At 49.9% G+C, this 21,951-nt stretch carries 20 protein-coding genes; all 20 read left to right on the forward strand.

The features are described 5' to 3' along the window. Position 1 precedes the first annotated feature (1 nt). A complete protein-coding gene (gene hisG / locus V1224_08495) occupies positions 2-664 on the forward strand; it encodes an ATP phosphoribosyltransferase (GenBank protein ID WWR17445.1) in 663 nt (220 codons plus the stop codon). Next, complete coding sequence (hisD, locus tag V1224_08500; GenBank protein WWR14547.1) at positions 661-1,950, forward strand: histidinol dehydrogenase; 1,290 nt, start codon at positions 661-663, stop codon at positions 1,948-1,950. Before hisG ends, hisD begins: the two co-directional genes overlap by 4 nt. A 12-nt stretch (positions 1,951-1,962) precedes the next feature. Beyond that, positions 1,963-3,264: a bifunctional phosphoribosyl-AMP cyclohydrolase/phosphoribosyl-ATP diphosphatase HisIE gene (gene hisIE, locus V1224_08505; protein WWR14548.1), complete on the forward strand. Its 1,302-nt coding sequence runs from the start codon at positions 1,963-1,965 to the stop codon at positions 3,262-3,264. Between the two features lie 163 nt (positions 3,265-3,427). Beyond that, positions 3,428-5,182, forward strand: coding sequence for a GH25 family lysozyme (locus V1224_08510; protein ID WWR14549.1), 1,755 nt, complete (start codon positions 3,428-3,430; stop codon positions 5,180-5,182). Between the two features lie 128 nt (positions 5,183-5,310). Beyond that, positions 5,311-6,780 carry an SWIM zinc finger family protein gene (locus V1224_08515; protein ID WWR14550.1) on the forward strand — a complete coding sequence of 490 codons (1,470 nt, stop codon included), beginning with the start codon at positions 5,311-5,313 and terminating at the stop codon, positions 6,778-6,780. Between the two features lie 15 nt (positions 6,781-6,795). Then, entirely contained in the window at positions 6,796-8,745 is a 1,950-nt protein-coding gene (locus V1224_08520) for a hypothetical protein (GenBank protein ID WWR14551.1), read from the forward strand. A 16-nt stretch (positions 8,746-8,761) separates the two neighbouring features. Further along, complete coding sequence (locus V1224_08525; GenBank protein WWR14552.1) at positions 8,762-9,847, forward strand: AAA family ATPase; 1,086 nt, start codon at positions 8,762-8,764, stop codon at positions 9,845-9,847. After that, the gene (locus V1224_08530; GenBank protein WWR14553.1) at positions 9,847-12,111 is read left to right on the forward strand and encodes a DUF5682 family protein; all 2,265 of its coding nucleotides are present in this window, start codon (positions 9,847-9,849) and stop codon (positions 12,109-12,111) included. Before V1224_08525 ends, V1224_08530 begins: the two co-directional genes overlap by 1 nt. Positions 12,112-12,185: 74 nt before the next feature. Then, positions 12,186-13,376 carry a VWA domain-containing protein gene (locus V1224_08535; GenBank protein ID WWR14554.1) on the forward strand — a complete coding sequence of 397 codons (1,191 nt, stop codon included), beginning with the start codon at positions 12,186-12,188 and terminating at the stop codon, positions 13,374-13,376. Positions 13,377-13,459: 83 nt separating this feature from the next. After that, positions 13,460-13,822, forward strand: a complete 363-nt coding sequence (locus V1224_08540) for a hypothetical protein (GenBank protein ID WWR14555.1) — start codon at positions 13,460-13,462, stop codon at positions 13,820-13,822. Between the two features lie 31 nt (positions 13,823-13,853). Then, positions 13,854-15,764 carry a TIGR03960 family B12-binding radical SAM protein gene (locus V1224_08545; GenBank protein WWR14556.1) on the forward strand — a complete coding sequence of 637 codons (1,911 nt, stop codon included), beginning with the start codon at positions 13,854-13,856 and terminating at the stop codon, positions 15,762-15,764. Further along, positions 15,761-16,462, forward strand: a complete 702-nt coding sequence (locus V1224_08550; GenBank protein WWR14557.1) for a TIGR03936 family radical SAM-associated protein — start codon at positions 15,761-15,763, stop codon at positions 16,460-16,462. Before V1224_08545 ends, V1224_08550 begins: the two co-directional genes overlap by 4 nt. Continuing rightward, positions 16,459-17,757, forward strand: a complete 1,299-nt coding sequence (locus V1224_08555; GenBank protein ID WWR14558.1) for a ribonuclease E/G — start codon at positions 16,459-16,461, stop codon at positions 17,755-17,757. The genes V1224_08550 and V1224_08555 overlap by 4 nt, the downstream gene beginning before the upstream one ends. 87 nt (positions 17,758-17,844) lie before the next feature. Beyond that, on the forward strand, positions 17,845-18,399 hold the full coding sequence (locus tag V1224_08560; protein WWR14559.1) for an NUDIX hydrolase: 555 nt from the start codon (positions 17,845-17,847) through the stop codon (positions 18,397-18,399). 177 nt (positions 18,400-18,576) lie between these two features. Beyond that, the gene (rplU, locus tag V1224_08565; GenBank protein ID WWR14560.1) at positions 18,577-18,882 is read left to right on the forward strand and encodes a 50S ribosomal protein L21; all 306 of its coding nucleotides are present in this window, start codon (positions 18,577-18,579) and stop codon (positions 18,880-18,882) included. A gap of 18 nt (positions 18,883-18,900) precedes the next feature. Further along, positions 18,901-19,230, forward strand: a complete 330-nt coding sequence (locus tag V1224_08570; GenBank protein ID WWR14561.1) for a ribosomal-processing cysteine protease Prp — start codon at positions 18,901-18,903, stop codon at positions 19,228-19,230. 4 nt (positions 19,231-19,234) lie between these two features. Further along, positions 19,235-19,519 carry a 50S ribosomal protein L27 gene (gene rpmA / locus V1224_08575; protein WWR14562.1) on the forward strand — a complete coding sequence of 95 codons (285 nt, stop codon included), beginning with the start codon at positions 19,235-19,237 and terminating at the stop codon, positions 19,517-19,519. Positions 19,520-19,652: 133 nt separating this feature from the next. After that, positions 19,653-20,942, forward strand: a complete 1,290-nt coding sequence (obgE, locus tag V1224_08580; protein ID WWR14563.1) for a GTPase ObgE — start codon at positions 19,653-19,655, stop codon at positions 20,940-20,942. Between the two features lie 17 nt (positions 20,943-20,959). Beyond that, positions 20,960-21,250, forward strand: a complete 291-nt coding sequence (yhbY, locus tag V1224_08585; protein WWR17446.1) for a ribosome assembly RNA-binding protein YhbY — start codon at positions 20,960-20,962, stop codon at positions 21,248-21,250. 32 nt (positions 21,251-21,282) lie between these two features. Next, on the forward strand, positions 21,283-21,918 hold the full coding sequence (gene nadD, locus V1224_08590; GenBank protein ID WWR14564.1) for a nicotinate-nucleotide adenylyltransferase: 636 nt from the start codon (positions 21,283-21,285) through the stop codon (positions 21,916-21,918). Positions 21,919-21,951: the final 33 nt, after the last annotated feature.

Genomic DNA, 21,951 nt, shown 5'->3' on the forward strand with positions numbered 1-21,951 from the left:
AATGCGTTATCTGACATTTGCACTCGGAAAGGGTCGTCTGGCGGACCGGACGCTGGCACTGCTGGAGTCGATCGGCATTACTTGTGAGGAGATGAAAGACAAAGATTCCAGAAAGCTCATCTTTGTCAATGAAGAGTTAAAACTGAAATTCTTTCTCTCCAAAAATCCGGATGTTCCCACTTATGTGGAGTACGGTGCCGCAGACATTGGCGTCGTCGGGAGCGACATCATCCGGGAGGAAAACCGCAGAGTATACGAAGTGCTCGATCTCGGGTTCGGGAAATGCCGGATGTGCGTCTGTGGGCCTAAAGAAGCCGGAGAGCTGTTGCAACATCACGAGATGATCCGTGTGGCAAGCAAATATCCAAACATAGCCAAAGATTATTTCTTTAATAAAAAACATCAGACTGTCGATATTATCAAGTTAAACGGCTCCGTGGAGCTGGGACCGATCGTCGGCCTGTCCGATGTGATCGTGGATATTGTGGAGACCGGCTCCACACTGCGCGAAAACGGCCTTGATGTGCTGGAAGAGATTTGTCCGCTGTCCGCAAGGATGATCGTCAATCAGGTGAGTATGCAGATGGAAGCTGACCGTATTCGGGAGATCATCGCCAGACTGCGGGAAAAAATAGGGAGAGACACACAGGAGGAGACAGCATGAAGATCGTGGCACTGACAGAAGAGACCAAAACGGGGCTGATGCAGCACTTACTGAAGAGAAGCCCAAACCATTACGGTCAATACGAGAATATTGTGGCGGAGATTATCGCCAATGTCCGGGAACAGGGAGATCAGGCTTTATTTTCTTATACGAAACAATTTGATCACTGCGAGATGGACGCCTCCCACATCCGTGTCACAGAGGCAGAGATCCGGGAAGCCTATGATGCGCTGGAGCCGGAATTTATCGAAGTGATGAAAAAGGCAGCCGCCAATATCCATGCCTATCACGAAAAACAGGTGCGAAACAGCTGGATTGACGTGAAAGAGGACGGAAGTATCCTTGGACAGAAAGTTACCCCCATCGGCAGAGCCGGTGTGTATGTGCCCGGCGGTAAGGCGGCCTATCCGTCGAGCGTGCTCATGAATGTTATTCCAGCCAAAGTGGCGGGCGTGCCGGAGATCATTATGACCACGCCGCCTAATATGACTGACCAGGTCAATCCGGGAACGTTGGTGGCTGCTCACATTGCGGGCGTCGACACGATCTATAAAGCGGGCGGCGCACAGGCGGTCGCGGCGATGGCATTCGGTACGGAGAGCATTCCCAAAGTAGATAAGATTACCGGACCGGGCAATATTTTCGTCGCCCTTGCGAAAAAGGCTGTATATGGTTATGTGAGCATTGATTCGATCGCCGGGCCGAGCGAGATCCTCGTGCTGGCGGATGAGACGGCGAATCCCCGCTATGTGGCGGCAGATCTGCTGTCGCAGGCCGAACATGACGAGCTTGCTTCCGCAATTCTGATCACGACGAGTGAGACGCTGGCCGCGCAGGTACAGACAGAGATCGGACAGTTTCTCACACAACTTTCCAGAGCGGACATCATTCAAAAATCTCTGGATCATTATGGATATATTCTTGTGGCAAACGATCTGGATGCGGCTGTGGAAGCAGCCAATGAGATTGCCAGCGAACATCTGGAAATTCTTACAAAAGATCCGTTTGCTGTGATGACGAAGATTAAAAACGCAGGAGCGATCTTTCTGGGTGAATATTCCTCGGAACCGCTGGGCGATTATTTCGCGGGTCCCAATCACATTCTGCCGACAAACGGGACCGCACGCTTTTTCTCGCCGCTCGGCGTGGACGATTTTATCAAAAAGTCCAGTATCATTTCTTATTCTGCAGATGCGTTGGCGGCGGTACATAAAGACATCGAGTTGTTTGCAGGCAAGGAGGGGCTGACAGCCCATGCAAATTCTGTCAAAGTCAGATTTGAATGAGGAGAGCGGACGATGAATGGAAAAACGATGAACAAAAAGAAGCTGATTCCCTGTATGTATCTGTATCAAAGACATGCGGTTGCAGGCTTTACGGATAAAAAGACAGTTATCAGCATGAATCCGGTGGAACTGTCCCGGTTTTACAGTGACAACGGCGCGGATGAACTGATTATTTTCGACCTTTCGGACGATGACCAGGAACACGAGGAAGCGCTTGATCTGATCAAGGCAATCTGCAGCGCTGTGGAGATGCCTGTCATCGGCGCCGGCAATGTAAAGCGCATGGAAGACATCAAGAAACTGCTCTATGCCGGCTGTAAAAAAGCGGCGCTGAACTACTCCAAACCATCCAACGTTGCGATCACGGAAGAAGTTTCCCTGAAGTTTGGCGCAGATAAGATCGCCGCCTGTGTGCAGGACGGCAATTCCATTTCCGGAAATAAGGAACTGCTCGAGACTTATGTGAGTGAGCTGATCCTTGTGAGAGAAGCAATCGTGAAGACATGTGTCGGCTGTTCCAGTGTTCCGTTTATTGCCATGCTCCCGGACATGACGCTGGATAAACTGCTGGATACACTGAATTATATTGATCTGTGCGGGGTAACCGGAAATATTGTCAATGAGAATGCCCGTGAGATCACAGCTCTCAAGTCGCTCTGTGCGGATAGGGGAATCTGTGTGGATACTTTTGTGACCGACGTTGTCTGGGAAGATTTCAAATGCAACTGCGATGGTATGGTTCCTGTCGTCGTGCAGGATTACCGGACAGACGAGGTGCTGATGGTCGCCTATATGAACAGGGAAGCCTATGAGTCTACATTAAAGACCGGAAAGATGACATACTTCAGCAGGAGCAGACAGCAGCTCTGGCTGAAAGGGGAGACGAGCGGACACGTCCAGTATGTAAAAAGTCTCACGGCTGACTGCGACATGGACACGATTCTGGCCAAAGTATCTCAGACAGGCGCGGCCTGCCATACCGGCAGCCATTCCTGCTTCTTTCATGAGATTGCAAAAAAGGAGTCCAAAGAGTCCAATCCGCTTCGTATTTTTGAGTCTGTGTTCGAGGTAATCATGGACAGAAAAGCACATCCGAAGGAAGGCTCGTATACGAACTATCTGTTTGACAAAGGGATTGATAAAATTCTGAAAAAATTGGGAGAGGAGGCGACAGAGATCGTTATCGCTGCCAAAAATCCCAATCCAAATGAAATCAAATATGAGATCTCTGATTTTCTGTATCATATGATGGTACTGATGGCAGAGAAAGGTGTCACTTGGGAGGAAATAACGACCGAACTGGCAAAACGGTGATCTTCCAAAAAATGTTACAAATTCTTTACAAATTATTATGGCAATATTTCAAGTTTTATATTATACTGGAAATACCCTCGCGGCGTTTGCCGGACCGGACATGCCTGTATGTCCGTCCTGGCTTACTGCCCATGGGAATAAAGACAGGAGGAATTTTTTACATATGAAGAAATATCTGAGAAAGATAGCAGCCATATTATGTGCGGTGACCGTGATGTCAAACATTCCGGCCGTCCCGTCACAGGCCGCAATCACATCTGCCCAGGCGATCGCCAAGGGAATTGATGTCTCCAAGTATCAGGGTGCCATCGACTGGAACAGCGTGGCGGCACAGGGATACACTTTTGCCTTTATCAAGATCGGAAGCAGCAAGAGCGGGCTTGATCCTGCCTTTATTCCGAATATGGCAGGGGCGTCTGCGGCAGGTCTGCGTACGGGCGGATATATTTATTCCTACGCGACAACAGTGGAAGCAGCGATCGCTGAGGCGACTTTTGCGGTCAATGCACTGCAGAATATGCCGGTTTCTTTCCCGATTGCCTTTGATATTGAGGACACTGTCCATAAACCGTTGACGCCAATGGAACAGCAGGCAATCGTCAATGCGTTCTGTACGGTGATCGAGAATGCTGGCTATTATCCGATGGTATACGCAAGTAAGAACTGGTATCTGAACAGGCTCGGCCCCACCATGTATGACCAGTGGGTTGCTCAGTATGCGGATGCCTGTGATTATCCGCTTCCCTTCACGGTATGGCAGGCGACGAGCAACGGCGCCGTTGCCGGAATTGCCGGCAGGGTAGACATTGATTATCTGTATAAAGATTATACGCAGGAGATCATCCAGACAGGCTGGATTATGCGTAAGGGATTCAATTACTTTTATGAAAACTGGCATATGAAGACAGGCTGGATCAACTATGCGGATGCAATCTGGTACACGGATGCCATGGGCAGGATGGTAACCGGATGGCAGGATCTGGAGAACAATGGCACGAAACGTTACTTCGCGCCCGAAGGTCCGATGGCGATCGGCATCTATAAAGTCGGAGACGCGACTTATTACTTTGCCCCGGACGGTATCATGCAGACCGGGTGGCAGAACATTGGCGGGTTCCGCTATTTGCTGAGTCCGGAAGGAATCATGCAATTTGGCTGGCATCAGGCGCCGGAAGGCATGTACTACTTTGCAGACACAGGCGCAATGTCCACTGGATGGCTGACACTGGCTGACCAGAAAACGTATCACTTTGACGAGACGAACGGTCTGTTGTCCGTTTCCACCTTTGTGACGACCAACGGGGTGAAATTCTATGTGGATACCGACGGTTCCATGGTCAGAGGCTTTAAGAACATCAACGGCGCAAATTACTATTTTGCTCCGGATGGTGCAATGCAGACAGGCTTTATTCCTGTTGACGGCAACTATTATTACTTTAATGGCGACGGCATCATGCAGGTTGGCTGGCAGGAGATCGGTGGACAGAAATTCTACTTCGATCCGGCGACGGGTATCATGCAGACAGGTCTGATCAGCGATGGCACAGGACAGTATTATCTGGCTGCAAACGGCGCGGCAACGACCGGATGGCAGGAGATTGACGGCAAACGGTATCATTTCGATGAGACAACCTATGCCATGAATGTCAATACCATTGTGACAACCAACGGAGTACCCTTCTTTGTAGGCATCGACGGTACGATGCAGACCGGATGGCAGAATGTAGGCGGTGTATTGTACTACTTCCAGCCAGATGGCAGCATGGCGGCAAACATTGCCCTGACGATTGACGGTGTTCTTTATCAGTTTGATGCGAACGGAATCGGCGTACCGGTGATCCCGGCGGCAGAAATACTGCCCGGAGAAGTACCGGCAGCAGAAGGCGTACCAGCACCGGAAGTGCCTGTGACACAGTAACAAAGAGTAATATCGATATATCAATTAAATAACGGATTTTCATGCCGTCGCGTCAGAGTTGATGCGGCGGCATTTATTGTTCCCATACTGTAATTATGATATAATTATTCGCGGAAGGGGGTTATGATATGAAGGAAATCACGGAGCAGCAGATATTGTCTCTGGCGCCAAATGCAACGGCGGCATCAAACGGACGGAAAATATCGCAGAAAGGCGGATTTGTCCGGCTGGAGCGGGCTGCCGACGATACCTTTTATATGGGGGAATGCAGCGGAAGCGGAAAGAGCAACTATATAACGACGGCAGATTTTGTCGATCCGCTCTCTCCGGTATTTCGCTGTTCTTGTCCCAGCAGGCAGTTTCCCTGCAAACACAGTCTGGCACTGTTATATGAGATCATGGCACAAAAGTCATTTACTCTCTGTGAGATTCCCGGGGATATTCTGAAAAAGCGGGAGAAGAAACAGGCACGGGAGGAAAGAGCGAAAGAAAAGGCGGAGAACGCCGCCACAGAGGACGGCACAGCCGCCGCGGCAAAAAAGAAAGCGCCGTCAAAGGCGGGCAAAGCGGCCCGGACAAAGAAAATCAAAAAACAGTTGGAAGGACTGGAGCTGGCGGACAGACTGATGAGAGAGCTGATGACAAACGGGCTGGGGGCAATGGGCGGTACCGCTCTGACCTCTTACCGGCAGTTGTCAAAACAGATGGGAGATTATTATCTTCCAGGGATTCAGAGACTGTTAAACGGTCTGATCCTGGAAATCGAAACGCTGCAAAAAGACGGCGATGAGAGCCATTACGAAGCGGCTGTGGATCTGATGAAACGTCTGGGAAGTCTAATCAGAAAATCTCAGAAATATCTCACCGAAAAGCTGGAAAGCGACAGTGTCGAACAGGATGACAGCCCGCTCTACGAAGAGCTTGGCGGTGTATGGAAGCTGTCGGAGCTGGCCGCTCTCGGACATGGCAGAAAAGACCGGCAACTGATTCAGACCGCATTCTGGGTCTCCTATGATGAGGCCGGAAAACAATATATTGACACCGGTATTTTTGTGGATCTGGAAGACGGTACGATCAGTAAAACCTGTAATTACCGTCCACTGAAAGCCGTGAAATACATAAAACAGGAAGACACGTTGTTTGGTGTCGCCCAGATTCCGGAAGCCGCTTATTATCCGGGAGAAGGGAATGTGCGTGTGCGCTGGGACGGCGCACAGATCCGTGCGGTGGAAAAGGAGGATCTCGCAAAGCTGCGTTCCTTTGCCGCCGTATCTCTGGCGGCAGAGAGCAAACAGGCAAAAAATCTTCTGAAAAATGCGCTGTCAGATCCGATGCTCCTGAGGCTGATCTCTTATGCACAGATCGGCAGGACTAAGCTGGGGCTTACCCTGCGGACACCGGAGGGGGAGACAATATTGCTCGGAGACATGCCCGGCATGGAACCGACCGTCATGCGACTTCTTCTGCTTCCTGACGGAGGACTCTTATACAATCAGACGTTGCTGGGCGCATTTTATTATGATCAAGAGGCGGGACGTCTGCTCATGCAGCCGGTCAGCATTATCACAGAAACAGATATTGTCAGATTGTTGTATTAAGGAAAGGAGACTATTATGGACATCACTCCATTATATGAACTGCGCACCCGCCTGAAGCATGTGATGATCTCGGGCTGTAGTCTGATCGGTGAAGATTTCCGACTCAAACGCGCCGCCGAAGCCATAAAGCCTCTGACGGCCGCATCACCGGTATTTGCCAAAATCGGGCAGCTTTTGGATGCGCTGCTGAAGGACTGTCAGGAAGCATCCACGCTTGTTTTAGAAGCCATCACGCTTGTGGATGCGGTTCTCTGCACACAGGCGGCAGTCGATGTGCCGGGGGAATTGCAGGAAATAGAAACCGCCGAATGGGGAAGTACTGTGACAAGCGCCCCTTATTCCGCCCTTTATCCGCTTCTTGACGCACTGACAAGTTCCGGAAACGGAAGATACGGATATGTGCTGGAAGCACACGAGACACAGCCGGAACTGTTTGAGGATTACCGGGTCAAACCGGTACTTGTCAGAGCGCTCGGCGCTTCCTATTCGGAACTGGCGGATCATGCCGCGCAGTGGCTGAAGGAATGCGGCACCTCGATCCTGCCTTTACTGGAACAGGACTTTGACCCCAAAGGAAAAAAAGAAATGGTACGGAGGGTGCATGTAATCGACGCCCTGGCGGGAGCATCCGCCAATGACTTTTACATAAAACATCTGCCACAGGCAGAGAAAGAAGTGCGGAGCGCCCTGATCTATGGGCTGCGCCATTGCCCGAAAAACACGGAAATTCTCTTTGAACTGGCAAAAACCGAGAGAGGAAACTGCAAAAAGACAACGCTTCATGCACTGGCATCCCTGAGTGATGAACAGACCCGGCAATATTGGCACGATTTCATGGACAAAAACCCGTTGCAGGCACTTCCCTATCTGGAAGAGACTGACAGCCCATGGGCGTCAGACCTTGTGGGGGAAGGACTGCGTCAGCTTCTGGAACCATGGCATACTGTGGACGCCGGCGGGCAGATGCCGGAGCTGACCAAAGAGACGGCAGCTCTCATCGAGGCCTATTTGCGGGCACTGCCGGGTAAGACCGGAAACAGGGCATTGTCCTGTTGGTATTTTGCCGCGACGATGGGCAGCAAGCTGGATCGCTGTATTGTGGGAGAAAAGTCTCCCTGGTGTCTGGAGCATCTTTCCGGAATCCGTCTCGGATGGAATGCGCGCAGCCAGAAGAATTTCTGTTTTTCCCGAGCGATTCCCTGTCTGCTTCACTATGCCATGGTCTTAAAGCCGGATCAGAATCTTGCAAAACTGGCCCTGACCTTTTACGATACGATCGGAGAGCCTTATTTCCCGGCCGCTTTGACAGCGCAGCTCTTCTTTGCACCGGAAAGAGAGTTCAGCGACTGGCTGGAGGCGCAAATGTACCAGAAAGCTGTCTTTGGGAAAAAATTACGGAAAAATCTGCTCCCTGGTCTGGAGAGTGGTCTTTCGCTCATATCATGGAATGAAAAGGATCAATGCTATGAGATGAAACGTTACCGGTACAGTCAGGTGGAGGATACGAATGTTACCATATGTCAGCGCGTCCCCCAGCCGCTGAACGGTTATGTCACTGATCTGTTGATTGACTGCAGGACCACAGGACTTGATTTTATCCTGTTTCGCTGGGTCCGGCCGCATGACCGGACATACTGTGAAAAGCTGGCTCATTATTTTTATGAACGGGCGCGGACCGTCACCGGCAACAACAATATGTATCTGACACCGATGAAACAGTGCGGGATGACGGAATGCGCGGGTCTGGCCACGAAACATTTCAAGACAAGAGGAACTGTCTCAGGCTGGGAGGTATGGAGTTATCTGCAGCAGATGCCGGGGACCTGGCAGGCAAAACAAAAAGAGGCGGAGGCGCTCTGTGAACTTGTAAAGGCAGGAAACATAAAGGGCACCAATCTCAGAGAACGGCTGGAGGAGTTTATCGATCTTGCCAGAGCGGAGAGCTGTCAGGAACGAAATCTGTAAGGAGAGAGGAGAGAACATGGAACAACAATTATTGCGGCTGCCTGCGGAGCAGCTCTTTCAGAAGGAGATCGAGGCGCTGATCGCCGCGGAGACAGAGCAGATTCCGGCCGGATGGCGGATGTCACCCCGGTCGGTGAGAACTTACCTGTGCGGCGGAAAAGCAGGAAATACCGTGATCACCCCCAAATATATCGGCAATGAACGGCTTGTGGAAATCGCAGTGGCCACCCTTGTGACAGACCGCGCCCTCCTTCTGATCGGAGAACCGGGAACTGCCAAGAGCTGGCTGTCCGAGCATCTGACGGCAGCCATCAACGGGGATTCGACCAAAGTCATACAGGGAACGGCAGGAACGACCGAAGAACAGATCCGCTATTCCTGGAACTATGCCATGCTCATTGCAAATGGTCCCTCTCCGGAAGCCATGCTGAAAAGTCCTGTTTTTCATGCGATGGAGACGGGAAGCATTGCCCGTCTGGAAGAGATTTCCCGCTGCGCTTCGGAGGTACAGGATGCGCTGATTTCGATTTTATCGGAAAAACGTATTTCCGTACCGGAGTTGTCTCTGGAAGTGCCGGCGCAGAAGGGATTTTCGATTATCGCCACAGCCAATACGAGAGACAAAGGCGTCAATGAAATGTCTGCAGCCTTAAAGAGAAGGTTCAATATCGTCGTGCTTCCGTCTCCGCCTGATCTGGAGTCTGAGATGGACATTGTCCGGACGAGAGTGGAACAGCTCTCGGAAAATCTGGATCTGAATGCCGCCCTCCCACAGGACGAGACAGTGGAAAAAGTCTGTACGATTTTCCGGGAACTTCGGGCGGGCCAGACACTCGACCGCAGTCAGAAGGTAAAGACGCCGACCGGAGTGCTGTCCACCGCCGAGGCCATCTCTCTGTTGTGTAACAGTATGGCGCTGGCCGGGAGCTTTGGAAACGGCAGCATTGCGGATGCCGATCTGGCGGCAGGACTGCAGGGTGCGGTCATCAAAGATGAGGAAAAGGATGCCGTCGCCTGGAAAGAGTACCTAGATAATATTATGAAAAAACGTGGAAGCAAATGGTCCGGTCTGTACCGGGCCTGTAAGGAGTTGAACGATTGATGGGACAGTATGAGGGAATCTCTGTTTTTGGAATCCGCCATCTCTCTCCGGCAGGAGCGTACCATCTGCGTAATTTTTTATCCGAAAAGAATCCCCGTCTTGTGCTGGTAGAAGGGCCCTGCGATTTCAACGATCTTCTGGATGATATGGTCCGCCCTGAGACGAAACCGCCGATCGCCGTTCTCGCCTACACAAAACAGGCGCCGGTACGCACGATTCTCTATCCATTTGCCGAGTATTCTCCCGAATATCAGGCAGTTTTATGGTGCTGCGAACAGAAGCGGTGCGTGCGCTTTATTGATCTGCCTTCCGAAGTCTTTCTGGCGCTTCCTCCTGAGATTCTGCCGGATAACGAACAGGGCGAGGAGGGACGACTGTCAGTCTACGAGAGACTGGACAGAGAGACCGGAGAGGACGGACAGGAGACGTTTTGGGAACGTGTTATGGAGCACGCGCAGGATGCACACAGCTACCGGGACGGAGCGGCCGCGTTTGGGAAAAATCTGCGGGAACTGACAGGCGGCAGAGAGGGCGACTGGGCGGAGATCATTGTTCGGGAAGCCTATATGCGCCGCCAGATTTCCGATGCCCTGCAGGAGGGTTATGCCCCGGAAGAGATCGTCATCGTGACGGGAGCCTATCATGTGGAAGGATTGACGGAAGGAACGCCGATGTCAGACACGCAGATCGATACTCTGCCAAGAGCAGAGGCCAGTCATACGCTGATGCCTTATTCATATTACCGCCTTTCAACGAGAGCCGGCTATGGCGCCGGGAACAAAGCGCCTGCCTATTATTCTCTGCTGTGGGAAGCTCTGGAGCTGGAACAGCCGCAGCGGACAGCCTACAGTTACCTGTCAAGGATTGCCGGATATGAGAGAAGAAATGGAAATCCTGTCTCTTCCGCACAGACGATTGAAGCCGTGCGTCTGGCAGGCGCACTGGCAAAGCTGCGGGGCAGTGAACTCCCAGCGCTCCGGGATCTGCGGGAAGCGGCGGTCACTCTCATGGGCGGCGGCAGCTTTTCGGCGATCAGCCTGGCGGTTGCGGACACGGAGATCGGTACAAAGATCGGCGCACTGCCTGACGGCGTAAGCCGCACGAGCATTCAGGAAGATTTTTACCGACAGTTAAAAGAATGGAAGCTGGAAAAGTACCGCGATCTGACCGCACAGGATCTGCCGCTTGATCTGCGCGAGAACCGCAATGTGAAAAGCGAAAAGTCAGCCTTTCTCGATCTGAACCGTTCCTCCTTTCTGCACTGTCTGCGTGTGTTGCATGTCAGCTTTGCAGCGCTGCAAAAGAACAATCAGGAAAATGCCACCTGGGCGGAAAAATGGGTCGTCAGATGGACTCCCGAGGCGGAGATTGAGCTGGTGGAGGCTGCTCTCAAGGGAGATACGGTCGCACAGGCCGCGTCCTTTGTGATGAAAGAGCGTACAGAACGGGCACCTTCCATGAAAGAGATCAGTGAGGTTATTGAAGATGCCTTTACCTGTGGGATGTCAGAGGCCGTATGTTATGCCACTTCAGCTCTGCAGGCAATGTCGGTGGAGGCCGCCTCTCTGGAAGAGCTGGCCGCAGCGGCAGACCGTCTGTCTTTTGTCGTTCAGTACGGGAATATCAGAAGGCTGGACATTTCTCCGCTGGTACCGATATTGAAACAGATCTTTTACCGTTCCTGCCTGATCCTGACACAGTCCTGTGTCTGCGATGACAACGGCAGTAAGAGCATTCTCACAGCGATCGAACGTCTGAATGCGGCGTCGCTGGCTCATGATTTCCTCGATGAGACATCATGGCTGGCCGCGCTGCAGGAGACGGCGCAGCGGGATGATTTGAATACAAAGCTGTCAGGATTTGCGGCCGCCATTTTACTGGAGCGTGGCCGTATTGATGCCGGGACGTTAAAGCTGGAAGTCAGACGCCGGTTATCAAAAGGAGTGCCTGCAGATCTGGGAGCCGGATGGTTTGAGGGCCTTGCCATGCGCAACCGCTATGCGCTGATCGCCAGACTTTCCCTGTGGGAAAGTCTCGACGAATATCTGGACACGCTCGACGAGGATGAATTCAAGAGAGCGCTGATTTTCCTGCGCCGCGCGTTCGCGGATTTTTCTTCTATGGAGAAGGATGGCATTGCCGAAAATCTGGGAGAGATCTGGGGACTTAACGGACAACAAATCAGTGAGAGCGTCAATGCGGCAGTCAGCGAGGAAGAAAAAAAACTGCTTGACGGTCTGGATGACTTTGATTTTGATCTGTGACCGTTGTGGCTTTGGCCGCTGTCTGTGTAAGCGACAGGCAGACCTCAGAAAAAAAGCGTATAGGGAGAACAATTATGGATACTGAAACACGTATCAGCCGTTGGAGACTGATCCTCGGACAGGAAAGCGAAGACCGTTTTCAGAGTATGGGCGGACAAGGGCTCTCCGGTGAAATGGATCTGATGGATCAGGCTCTGGCAGCCATCTATAATAAAACGGAAAATGGCGGCTTCGGTTCTCCATCCGGCAGAGGCGGAGCGGGAAGCGGACCATCAAGCCCACAGATCAGCCGCTGGCTCGGAGATGTGCGAAGTCTGTTCGACAAAGATCTGGTGACGGTCATTCAGGGAGACGCCATGACAAGATGCGGCCTGAAACAACTGATCTTTGAACCGGAACTGTTGGAAAATCTGGAGCCGGATGTGAATCTTGCAGCCACGATCCTGCTCTTAAAAGACCAGATTCCCAAACGTTCCAAGGAGAGTGTCCGCGTTTTTATCCGAAAGATCGTGGAAGAGCTCAACAAACTTCTGGAACAGGATATTCGGCGCGCGGTGACAGCCGCCGTCAACAGACGGAAGCATTCGCCGCTGCCTTCCGCGGCAGCGATGGACTATAAGATGACGATCTCGCGGAATTTGAAGCATTACAGCCCGGAGCTGAAGACGATCGTGCCGGAACATTTTTATTTTTTCGACAGAACGAGTACAACGGCTGCCAATAAGTGGAAAATTATTCTGGATATTGACCAGAGTGGTTCCATGGGAGAGTCGGTCATCTATTCTTCGATCATGAGCTGTATTCTCGCCAGTATGTCCAGTATCAGCACACATATCGTGGCATTCGATACGAATATCGTCGATCTGACGGAAAAGAGCGAAGATCCGGTCGATCTGCTGTTCGGATTCCAGCTCGGAGGGGGGACGAATATTGATCAGTCGGTCGCTTACTGTGAAAAGCTGATCGAAAATCCTTCCAAAACATTGTTTTTCCTTATCTCCGATCTGGAGGAAGGTGGAAATCGGGCAGCTCTCCTCAGGCGGCTCTCGGAAATGAAGCAGTCCGGGGTGACTGTAGTCTGCCTTCTGGCGCTTGCCGACGGTGGAAAGCCTTATTACGATGCACAGATGGCGCAGAAGATCGCCGGACTTGGAATTCCCTGCTTTGCCTGCAATCCACAGATGCTTCCTCAGCTCCTGGAACGGGCGCTGAAGGGACAGGATCTGGAGGCCATGCGCAAGGAATTTGAGAAACGCAAGCAGTGAAAAACCATACAGATTCATAAGGAAACTCATAATTGCCGCAGTATTTCCATAAATTGATAAAAACAGGCATCACAGGAGAGAACATGAACTCTCATATTTCCTCTGAAAAAAAGTTACAGCTTGTGCGTAAGATACGGGAAGAACATCAGATGAACCGCGACACTGTGCGGGGCAGAGAAGCATTTCTGTATGGCAGGAACGTTCCCTATGAATCTTTTCAGGACGCCGGTATGGATGGGATGCAGGATGGGGAACTGCCTGTGTCCACCTTCCGTCTGCGGACTGCGGCAGCGCTCCTTCTCTTTGCGTTTTTTTATACTGCTTTTTCACAGAATAAAACGATCTTTGGTCTTGATACGCAACAGGTGTATGAGGCAGTAGAGACTGACTATTCCCCGATTTTATTTGATTTTATGGAACAGATACCGTATACTTTACATGAATAAAACAGAAAGTAGAGGACAAAAAAACAACCGCATGCGTAAACTTGCTTTATCGGACGAAATACTACTGCAGGTGGAAAAACCTGCCAGATATATCGGAAACGAAATCAACAGCATTGTGAAACGGAAGTCAGAGACGCTCATCCGTTTTGCCATGTGTTTTCCGGATGTGTATGAAATCGGCATGTCTCATCTGGGTATCCAGATCCTTTATGACATGTTGAACAGTTTTGACGATGTCTGGTGTGAAAGAGTTTATTCTCCGTGGATCGATCTGGACCGTATCATGCGTGAGCGGAAGATCCCACTCTTTGCCCTGGAATCCCAGGACCCGATCAGGGAATTTGACTTTCTCGGCATCACAATCCAATACGAAATGTGTTATACGAATATATTACAGATTCTCGATCTGTCGGGAATCCCATTGCTGGCGAAAGACAGAGAGGAGACAGACCCGATTGTGATTGGCGGGGGTCCCTGTGTATACAATCCGGAGCCGATCGCGGATTTTTTTGATCTGTTTTATATCGGTGAGGGTGAAACCCAGTATCGGAATCTTCTTGATCTCTATCAGGATCACAAAAAAGCCGGCGGAAGCCGACTGGATTTCCTGCGGGCAGCGTCCCGGCTTCCGGGCATGTATGTCCCTGCCTTTTATGAAGTCACTTATCATGAGGACGGCACGATCGCTTCGTTTTCTCCGACGGAAGAAGGAATTCCCAAAACGGTCTGTAAAGAGCTGGTCATGGATCTCTCTGACACGTATTACCCGGAAAAACCGCTCGTACCTTTCATCAGGGCAACCCAGGACAGGGTTGTGCTGGAGATTCAGAGAGGTTGTATCCGTGGCTGCCGCTTCTGTCAGGCAGGGCAGTTGTACCGACCGGTACGGGAGCGGGATATGGAGATGCTGAAGCGGTATGCGGTTGCGATGCTTCGAAATACGGGCCAGGAAGAGATTTCATTGAGTTCTTTGAGTTCCAGTGATTATTCGCATTTGGAAGAACTTGTCAATTATCTGATGGAAGTATGCGCCGAAAATAAAATCAACATTTCACTTCCGTCGCTTAGAATCGATGCCTTTTCTCTTGATGTGATGAGTAAAGTGCAGGATATTAAGAAAAGCAGCCTTACGTTTGCCCCGGAAGCGGGCAGTCAGAGGCTTCGGGATGTCATCAATAAGGGTTTGACTGAGTCGGTCATCATGACCGGGGCGGTCAATGCGTTCAAAGGGGGCTGGAGCAGGGTCAAATTATACTTCATGCTGGGGCTTCCTACGGAGACAGAGGAAGACATCAAAGCCATTGCTGCTCTCGCCAATCAAGTGGCGGCAGCCTACTATGAGACTGTGCCCAAAGAGAAGCGAACCGGAAAATGCCAGATCGTGGCCAGTACCTCTTTTTTTATTCCGAAACCATTTACGCCTTTTCAGTGGGCATGTCAGTGTACGAAAGAGCAATTTCTGGAAAAGGCTTATATGACACGGGCTGCCATCGCCGGACAGTTAAATCAGAAAAGCATCAAATATAACTGGCATGAGGCGGATGCCAGTGTACTGGAAGGCGTATTCGCCCGAGGTGACAGACGGGTGGGACAAGTAATCCACATGGCTTATCAAAAGGGCTGCTTTTATGACGCCTGGGGCGAGCACTATAAAAATGACGTATGGCTTTCCTGTTTTGAGGAATGCGGCCTTGACATTGGTTTCTATACGACAAGGCAGCGCTCCCTCGAGGAAACGTTTCCCTGGGATTTCATCGACTGCGGTGTAACCAAAGAGTATTTGATACGGGAGTGGAACAAAGCGCTGGCGGCAGAGACTTCCCCCAACTGCCGCTTACAGTGTCAGGGGTGCGGGGCGGCCCGTTATGGCGGCGGTGTCTGCACGCAGCAGAGAGAGACGACAGCGCAAACGGCGCTGCCCGTTCAGGGAGGGAACAGATGAAGGTAAGAATCCAGTTTTCAAAGCATGGGGCGATGAAATTCATCGGCCATCTTGATATTATGCGTTACTTTCAGAAAGCAATCCGCCGCGCAGGCATTGACATCGCCTACACAACAGGGTTCAGCCCTCATCAGATTATGTCTTTCGCCGCCCCGCTCGGCGTCGGCCTCGAGAGTGATGGAGAATATATGGACATTGAAGTCAATTCACATGCCGGAGGCACACAGATGCGGGAGGCGTTGAACGGGGCAATGGCAGAGGGCATCGAAATCCTCTCCGTTCGGCTCTTACCACAGAAAACGCCAAACGCCATGGCAAGCGTGGCCGCCGCCGGATACCTGGTGAGATTTCGAAGCGGCTATGAACCTGATTTTCCTTATGAGGAGGCTCTTGTCCGGTTTTATGAGCAATCGGAACTTCCCTTTGTCAAAAAGACCAAAAAGCAAGAGTTGACCCTGAATCTGAAACCGGCGATTTATGAGCTCCATATGCAAAAAGATGCCATCTATATGCTTGTGGATGCCAGCAGCGCAGGGAATATCAAACCAGCCACGGTAATTCGTGCCTTTTATCAGGAAAATGGCAGAGAACTGCCGGAGTTTGCCCTGGAGATCACAAGGACGGACACTTATATGAATATTGGCACCGATGAGGACAGACGATTGGTACCTCTTCGGGATGCAGGAGAAGAATTTTGAAATCTGATAATAATTCTGATATGGAATGGAATGAATGTAATGATAACTCTGAGTATCGGACCGGTATGACCAGGCAGAAAGCAGGCGACGGCAGAGTCTTGCTCCTGCGATGGGACCAGAAAGTGCTGACACTTCTTTACGCAGGAAACCGGCTGATACAGGCTGATGCCTGTCTTCCTGATGACAATGTGCTTGATCAGATCTATATCGGAAAAGTTAAAAATGTGGCAGGTAACATTCAGGCAGCTTTTGTGGAGTACATGCCGGGAAAACTGTGTTTTCTTCCGCTGCGGGGCAGCGAACCTGTCATTACCAATCGCAAGTACGACGGACGTATCCTTGCGGGAGATGAAATTGTATTACAGATCTGTGCTGAGAGTCAGAAACAAAAAGAAGCCCGTGCCACAACCAGTCTGTCTTTTTCAGGAAGTTGTGTGACACTCGTCTATGACAGAAATCAGCTCACATATGCGGCAGATTTACCGGAGAAACAGCGGAAAAATTTGAAGGCCTATGCCGGGCAGAGCGCTTTGATTACAGAGATCCGAAAAGAATATGGAATTCATTTCGACGCCGCTTCCAAAACGCTGACGGATCCATCGGAACTGGAAAAAGAGCTGCTGCGGTTAAAGGAAGAGGCCGATCAGTTACGGCAGACCATGTATCACCGGACCTGTTTCAGTCTGCTCTACAAGGCGCCTTCCGCCTGGCTGAAATGCCTGAAGAGTTATGACAGCGGAGATTATGAAAAGATCTTAACGGATGATGTATCCATACTGGAGGAGACGAAAGCATACCTGGAAAGGTATCAGCCGGCCGACCTTTCCAAACTGGTCTTTTATGAAGATCCACTGCTTTCCCTGAGTAAGCTCTACAGCGTGGAAACGAGGCTGACAGAAGCGCTGGAACGGAAAGTATGGCTGAAATCCGGCGGGTATCTCGTAATAGAACGCACGGAGGCTTTCACCTGCGTGGATGTCAATTCCGGGAAATATATTGGTAAAAAGGGCAAGGAAGAGACATTCCTTCATATCAATCTGGAAGCGGCACAGGAGATTGGCAGACAGCTTCGGCTACGGAATATTTCCGGCATTATTATCATCGACTTCATCAATATGGAACGCTTTGAATTTAACAAAACATTAATGAAAAAGTTGAAAGAGATTGTCGGTATGGACCCGGTTCCGACGACGGTCGTCGATATGACCCCTCTGGGGCTGGTGGAAGTGACACGGAAAAAGGGTAAGCGTTCTCTCTGGGAACAACTCAACAGAAAAACGGAGAAAACGTCATAAGCATATGGAAATATAACAATCAGATGCAGGTACAAGTATTCAAACTTAAAAATGATCAGGCATGGTGTATAAGGAGAGAATTGGAAAATGAAGTTACTGAAGCTGGAAAAGATAAAAGACGGAAAGTATCTGAAGAATTATGAGATCACATATCTGAATAAAGCAGGAAAAGAGAAAAAATATGAGATGGTCAGCAGAAGGGATATTCAAAAAATCGAGGACATCGGCAGTCGCGCCAGCGGTATCTCCATTGTGGCCTTTCATGAAGGAAACCTGTTATTATTGCGGGAATTTCGTATGAGCGTCAATAAGACAATCCTGAACTTATGTGCAGGTATGATCGAGGACGGAGAGACAGTGGAAGAATGTATCCGTCGGGAACTTTACGAGGAGACCGGACTCTCCGTAAAAAAGATTCGAACGATTCTGCCGCCTTCATATGCTGCGGTTGGTATTTCCGATACGAAAACATATATAGCCATCGTCGATGCAGAGGGTGAGTTTTCCGATCATACTTCTGCCAATGAAATGATTCAGGCCCGGTTCTATTCGCGGGAAGAAGTGGAAAAGCTGCTGGAGACAGAAGAGTTCAGCTCCCGTTCCCAGATGATCGCGTATTTTTTTGTGCAGGGGTTTTGCTGATCTTACAGCGCAATGTATCAACAGGCGCAGATAGACGACATAACAATTTTAATTTCAGGAAACGCTTGACATACGAGTGATCTCATGCTATTCTTTATGAGTATGCCGCATGGCCAGGTATAAGTATGTGACAGACACATCACCAAAGCCAGCGAGTAAAATTATAGGAGGTGCCCTATGTACGCAATCATTGCAACTGGCGGAAAGCAGTATAAGGTTTCTGAAGGCGATATTCTTAAAGTAGAGAAGTTAGAGGCAGAAGCCGGAAATACTGTAACGTTTGACCGGGTTCTCGCTGTAGGCGGGGATAGCTTAAAGGTTGGAGCCGAAGCTGCGTCTGCTACCGTAACAGCTACTGTTATGAGTCAAGGCAAAGGTAAAAAGGTTATTGTATATAAATACAAGAGAAAAACCGGCTATCATAAGAAAAACGGTCACAGACAAGCATACACTCAGGTTAAAATTGACAAGATCAATGCTTAGCAATAAGCGGAGAACTCTATGACAACCATAACCGTATTTCAGTCCACAGAAGGCAGATACAAAGGTTTTTACTGCGAAGGACATGCCGGATTTTCCAAAGCGGGAACGGATATTGTATGTGCGGCAGTTTCCATCCTTGTCATCAATACGATCAATTCCATTGCTCAGTTTGGCGGTCAGAAGTTTACATGCAGCCAAAAGGAAAAGGATGGGGTCATCCGTTTTGAACTTGCCGGAGAGCCGACAAAGGAAACGAGTCTTTTGTTGGATTCCATGATTCTTGGACTGAAAGAAGTGGAAAAGCAATACCATAAAAAGTATTTGAAAGTAAACTTTAAGGAGGTGTAGACTGATGTTAAATATGAACCTTCAATTTTTTGCACATAAAAAGGGTGTCGGTTCTACTAAGAACGGCAGAGATTCCGAGGCCAAGAGACTTGGTGCGAAGAGAGCTGACGGACAATTCGTAAAAGCAGGGAATATCTTATTCAGACAGCGTGGAACAAAAATTCACCCTGGTATTAATGTAGGCAGAGGTGGAGACGATACGTTATTTGCACTTGTCGACGGTGTTTTGAGATTTGAGAGAAAAGGAAGAGACAAGAAACAGGCTTCTGTTTATCCTGTAGAACAATAAGGCGAATGATTTCAGGCTTCAAACAGCTCTTGTTTGGAGCCTTTTTGCTAGTATGAAGTATGAAGTCAGCATGAGAAACGAAAAAGCGGTTCAGGGAAGTGCCGCACGATAAATCGATAACAGGAGGCGGCAAATGTTTGCAGACAGAGCAAAGATATATGTCAGAAGTGGAAAGGGCGGAGACGGGCATGTCTCTTTCCGCCGTGAAAAATATGTGCCAAATGGTGGTCCGGATGGGGGCGACGGCGGTCGGGGCGGAGATGTGATCTTCACAGTGGACGAAGGATTAAACACATTGACAGATTTCCGGCATATCCGCAAATATAAGGCACAGGATGGCGAAAACGGTGGCAAACGAAACTGCCGTGGTAAAGACGGACAGGACATCGTAATCAAAGTGCCTGCTGGTACGGTAATCAAAGAAGCGGAGAGCGGAAAGGTGATTGCCGATATGTCCGGAGAAAACACAAGACAGGTACTGCTGACAGGCGGCCGGGGCGGTAATGGCAATCAGCATTATGCGACTTCGACCATGCAGGCTCCAAAATATGCACAGCCGGGACAGCCTGCCAGAGAGCTTGAACTTCAACTGGAACTGAAAGTGATCGCGGATGTGGGCCTTGCCGGCTTTCCGAACGTGGGGAAGTCTACCTTCCTCTCCAGAGTGACCAACGCCAGACCGAAGATTGCCAACTATCATTTTACGACGTTGACACCCAATCTCGGTGTTGTGGACCTTCCTGATGCGAAAGGTTTTGTCATTGCAGATATTCCGGGACTCATTGAGGGTGCCTCGGAAGGTATCGGACTGGGACACGAGTTTTTGCGCCATATTGAACGGACAAAAGTTCTCATTCATATCGTGGACGCAGCATCTACGGAGGGCCGTGATCCTGTGGAGGATATTTATGCCATTCAAAAGGAGTTGGGGAATTACAGCAGTGAGCTGTCAATGCGTCCACAGGTCATTGCCGCCAACAAAATTGATGTGATTTTCCCTGACGCTGAAGATCCAGTGGCAAAGCTGCGGGCCGAATTTGAGCCAAAAGGTCTGAAAGTGTTCCCAATTTCGGCGGTCAGCGGACAAGGTGTCAGCGAATTATTGTATCACGTGAGCAAAATGCTCGAGACAATGGATGACAAACCTGTCATATTTGAACAGGAGTATTTCCCGGAGACAGAAACTGCTTACAGCAACGAGCCTTTTACCGTAAGTTATGACGATAAAGCGCAGGAATATGTCGTAGAAGGTCCGCGTATCGAAAAGATGCTTGGATATACCAATCTGGAGAGTGAGAAAGGTTTTGTATTTTTCCAGAATTTCCTCAAAGATACCGGCATCCTGGAACAGCTTGAGGCATTGGGAATACAGGAGGGCGATACGGTGCGCATGTACGGGCTTTCCTTTGATTATTATAAATAGGAGATTTCATGATGATATTGACAAGTAAGCAGCGTGCCTATTTAAAAGGGCTGGCCAGCACGCTGAACCCTGTTTTTCAGGTGGGAAAAGCCAGCCTGACACCGGAAGTGACAAGAGCTGTGGAAGAAGTCTTTCATACGCGGGAACTGGTCAAAATCGCCGTATTGAAAAACTGTGTGGACGACCCAAAAGAAATTGCCGCCACTTTGGCAGACAGAACACATTCGACAGTCGTCCATGTCATTGGCAAAAAGATCGTTCTCTATAAACCGGATAAAGAGAAACCGAAGATAGTTTTGCCCCTGTAAATCGGGCAGGCGCAGCAAACGGCAGAGGGTAGATGAAAATGAGTACAGATCACTTATGTGGAAAAGTCGGTATTTTGGGAGGAACTTTTAATCCGGTTCATTTCGGGCATATCCATCTCGCACAGAAAGCGTTGGATACTGCCGGATTGGATCAGGTTCTATTTGTCCCAAGCGGTGTCTCTTATATGAAAGACCAGCGGGAGATCCTTCCGGCGAAACATCGTGTACAAATGGTAACACTGGCTGTCGCAGACTATCCTTATTTTGAAGTCTCTGCGATCGAGACGGAAAAAGAGGGAAATTCTTATACTCATGAGACGATCCGGGCGCTGCAGAAGCGCCATCCACAGGCAGAATTTTTCTTTCTGACCGGTGCAGATACTTTATTTTCCATCGAGTCATGGAAAGATCCGGGCAGCATCTTTCACTCAGTGACGATACTGGCTGCCTGCCGCATCGGCGCCTCGCTGCAGGAACTGAAAGAACAGATCACTCATCTGCACGAGACGTATGGAGCCGACATTCGTCTGATCGCAACGGACAGAATTGATATTTCTTCCTCCGGCATCAGAGAAGCGATCTGTAATGGAAAACCAATCAGCGGTCTCATGCCTGCCGCAGTGGAAGACTACATTGTAAAACATCATTTTTATGAAGCAGGCAGATAACAGAGAAAACAAGGGATAACGGAATCATAAGGC

Source organism: Lachnospiraceae bacterium JLR.KK008 (assembly GCA_037015955.1).
Taxonomy (GTDB): domain Bacteria; phylum Bacillota; class Clostridia; order Lachnospirales; family Lachnospiraceae; genus VSOB01.

Coding starts and splice junctions, on each gene's coding strand:
- hisG (WWR17445.1), top strand. CDS start 2: ATGCGTTATCTGACATTTGCACTCGGAAAGGGTCGTCTGGCGGACCGG.
- hisD (WWR14547.1), top strand. CDS start 661: ATGAAGATCGTGGCACTGACAGAAGAGACCAAAACGGGGCTGATGCAG.
- hisIE (WWR14548.1), top strand. CDS start 1,963: ATGAATGGAAAAACGATGAACAAAAAGAAGCTGATTCCCTGTATGTAT.
- V1224_08510 (WWR14549.1), top strand. CDS start 3,428: ATGAAGAAATATCTGAGAAAGATAGCAGCCATATTATGTGCGGTGACC.
- V1224_08515 (WWR14550.1), top strand. CDS start 5,311: ATGAAGGAAATCACGGAGCAGCAGATATTGTCTCTGGCGCCAAATGCA.
- V1224_08520 (WWR14551.1), top strand. CDS start 6,796: ATGGACATCACTCCATTATATGAACTGCGCACCCGCCTGAAGCATGTG.
- V1224_08525 (WWR14552.1), top strand. CDS start 8,762: ATGGAACAACAATTATTGCGGCTGCCTGCGGAGCAGCTCTTTCAGAAG.
- V1224_08530 (WWR14553.1), top strand. CDS start 9,847: ATGGGACAGTATGAGGGAATCTCTGTTTTTGGAATCCGCCATCTCTCT.
- V1224_08535 (WWR14554.1), top strand. CDS start 12,186: ATGGATACTGAAACACGTATCAGCCGTTGGAGACTGATCCTCGGACAG.
- V1224_08540 (WWR14555.1), top strand. CDS start 13,460: ATGAACTCTCATATTTCCTCTGAAAAAAAGTTACAGCTTGTGCGTAAG.
- V1224_08545 (WWR14556.1), top strand. CDS start 13,854: ATGCGTAAACTTGCTTTATCGGACGAAATACTACTGCAGGTGGAAAAA.
- V1224_08550 (WWR14557.1), top strand. CDS start 15,761: ATGAAGGTAAGAATCCAGTTTTCAAAGCATGGGGCGATGAAATTCATC.
- V1224_08560 (WWR14559.1), top strand. CDS start 17,845: ATGAAGTTACTGAAGCTGGAAAAGATAAAAGACGGAAAGTATCTGAAG.
- rplU (WWR14560.1), top strand. CDS start 18,577: ATGTACGCAATCATTGCAACTGGCGGAAAGCAGTATAAGGTTTCTGAA.
- V1224_08570 (WWR14561.1), top strand. CDS start 18,901: ATGACAACCATAACCGTATTTCAGTCCACAGAAGGCAGATACAAAGGT.
- rpmA (WWR14562.1), top strand. CDS start 19,235: ATGTTAAATATGAACCTTCAATTTTTTGCACATAAAAAGGGTGTCGGT.
- obgE (WWR14563.1), top strand. CDS start 19,653: ATGTTTGCAGACAGAGCAAAGATATATGTCAGAAGTGGAAAGGGCGGA.
- nadD (WWR14564.1), top strand. CDS start 21,283: ATGAAAATGAGTACAGATCACTTATGTGGAAAAGTCGGTATTTTGGGA.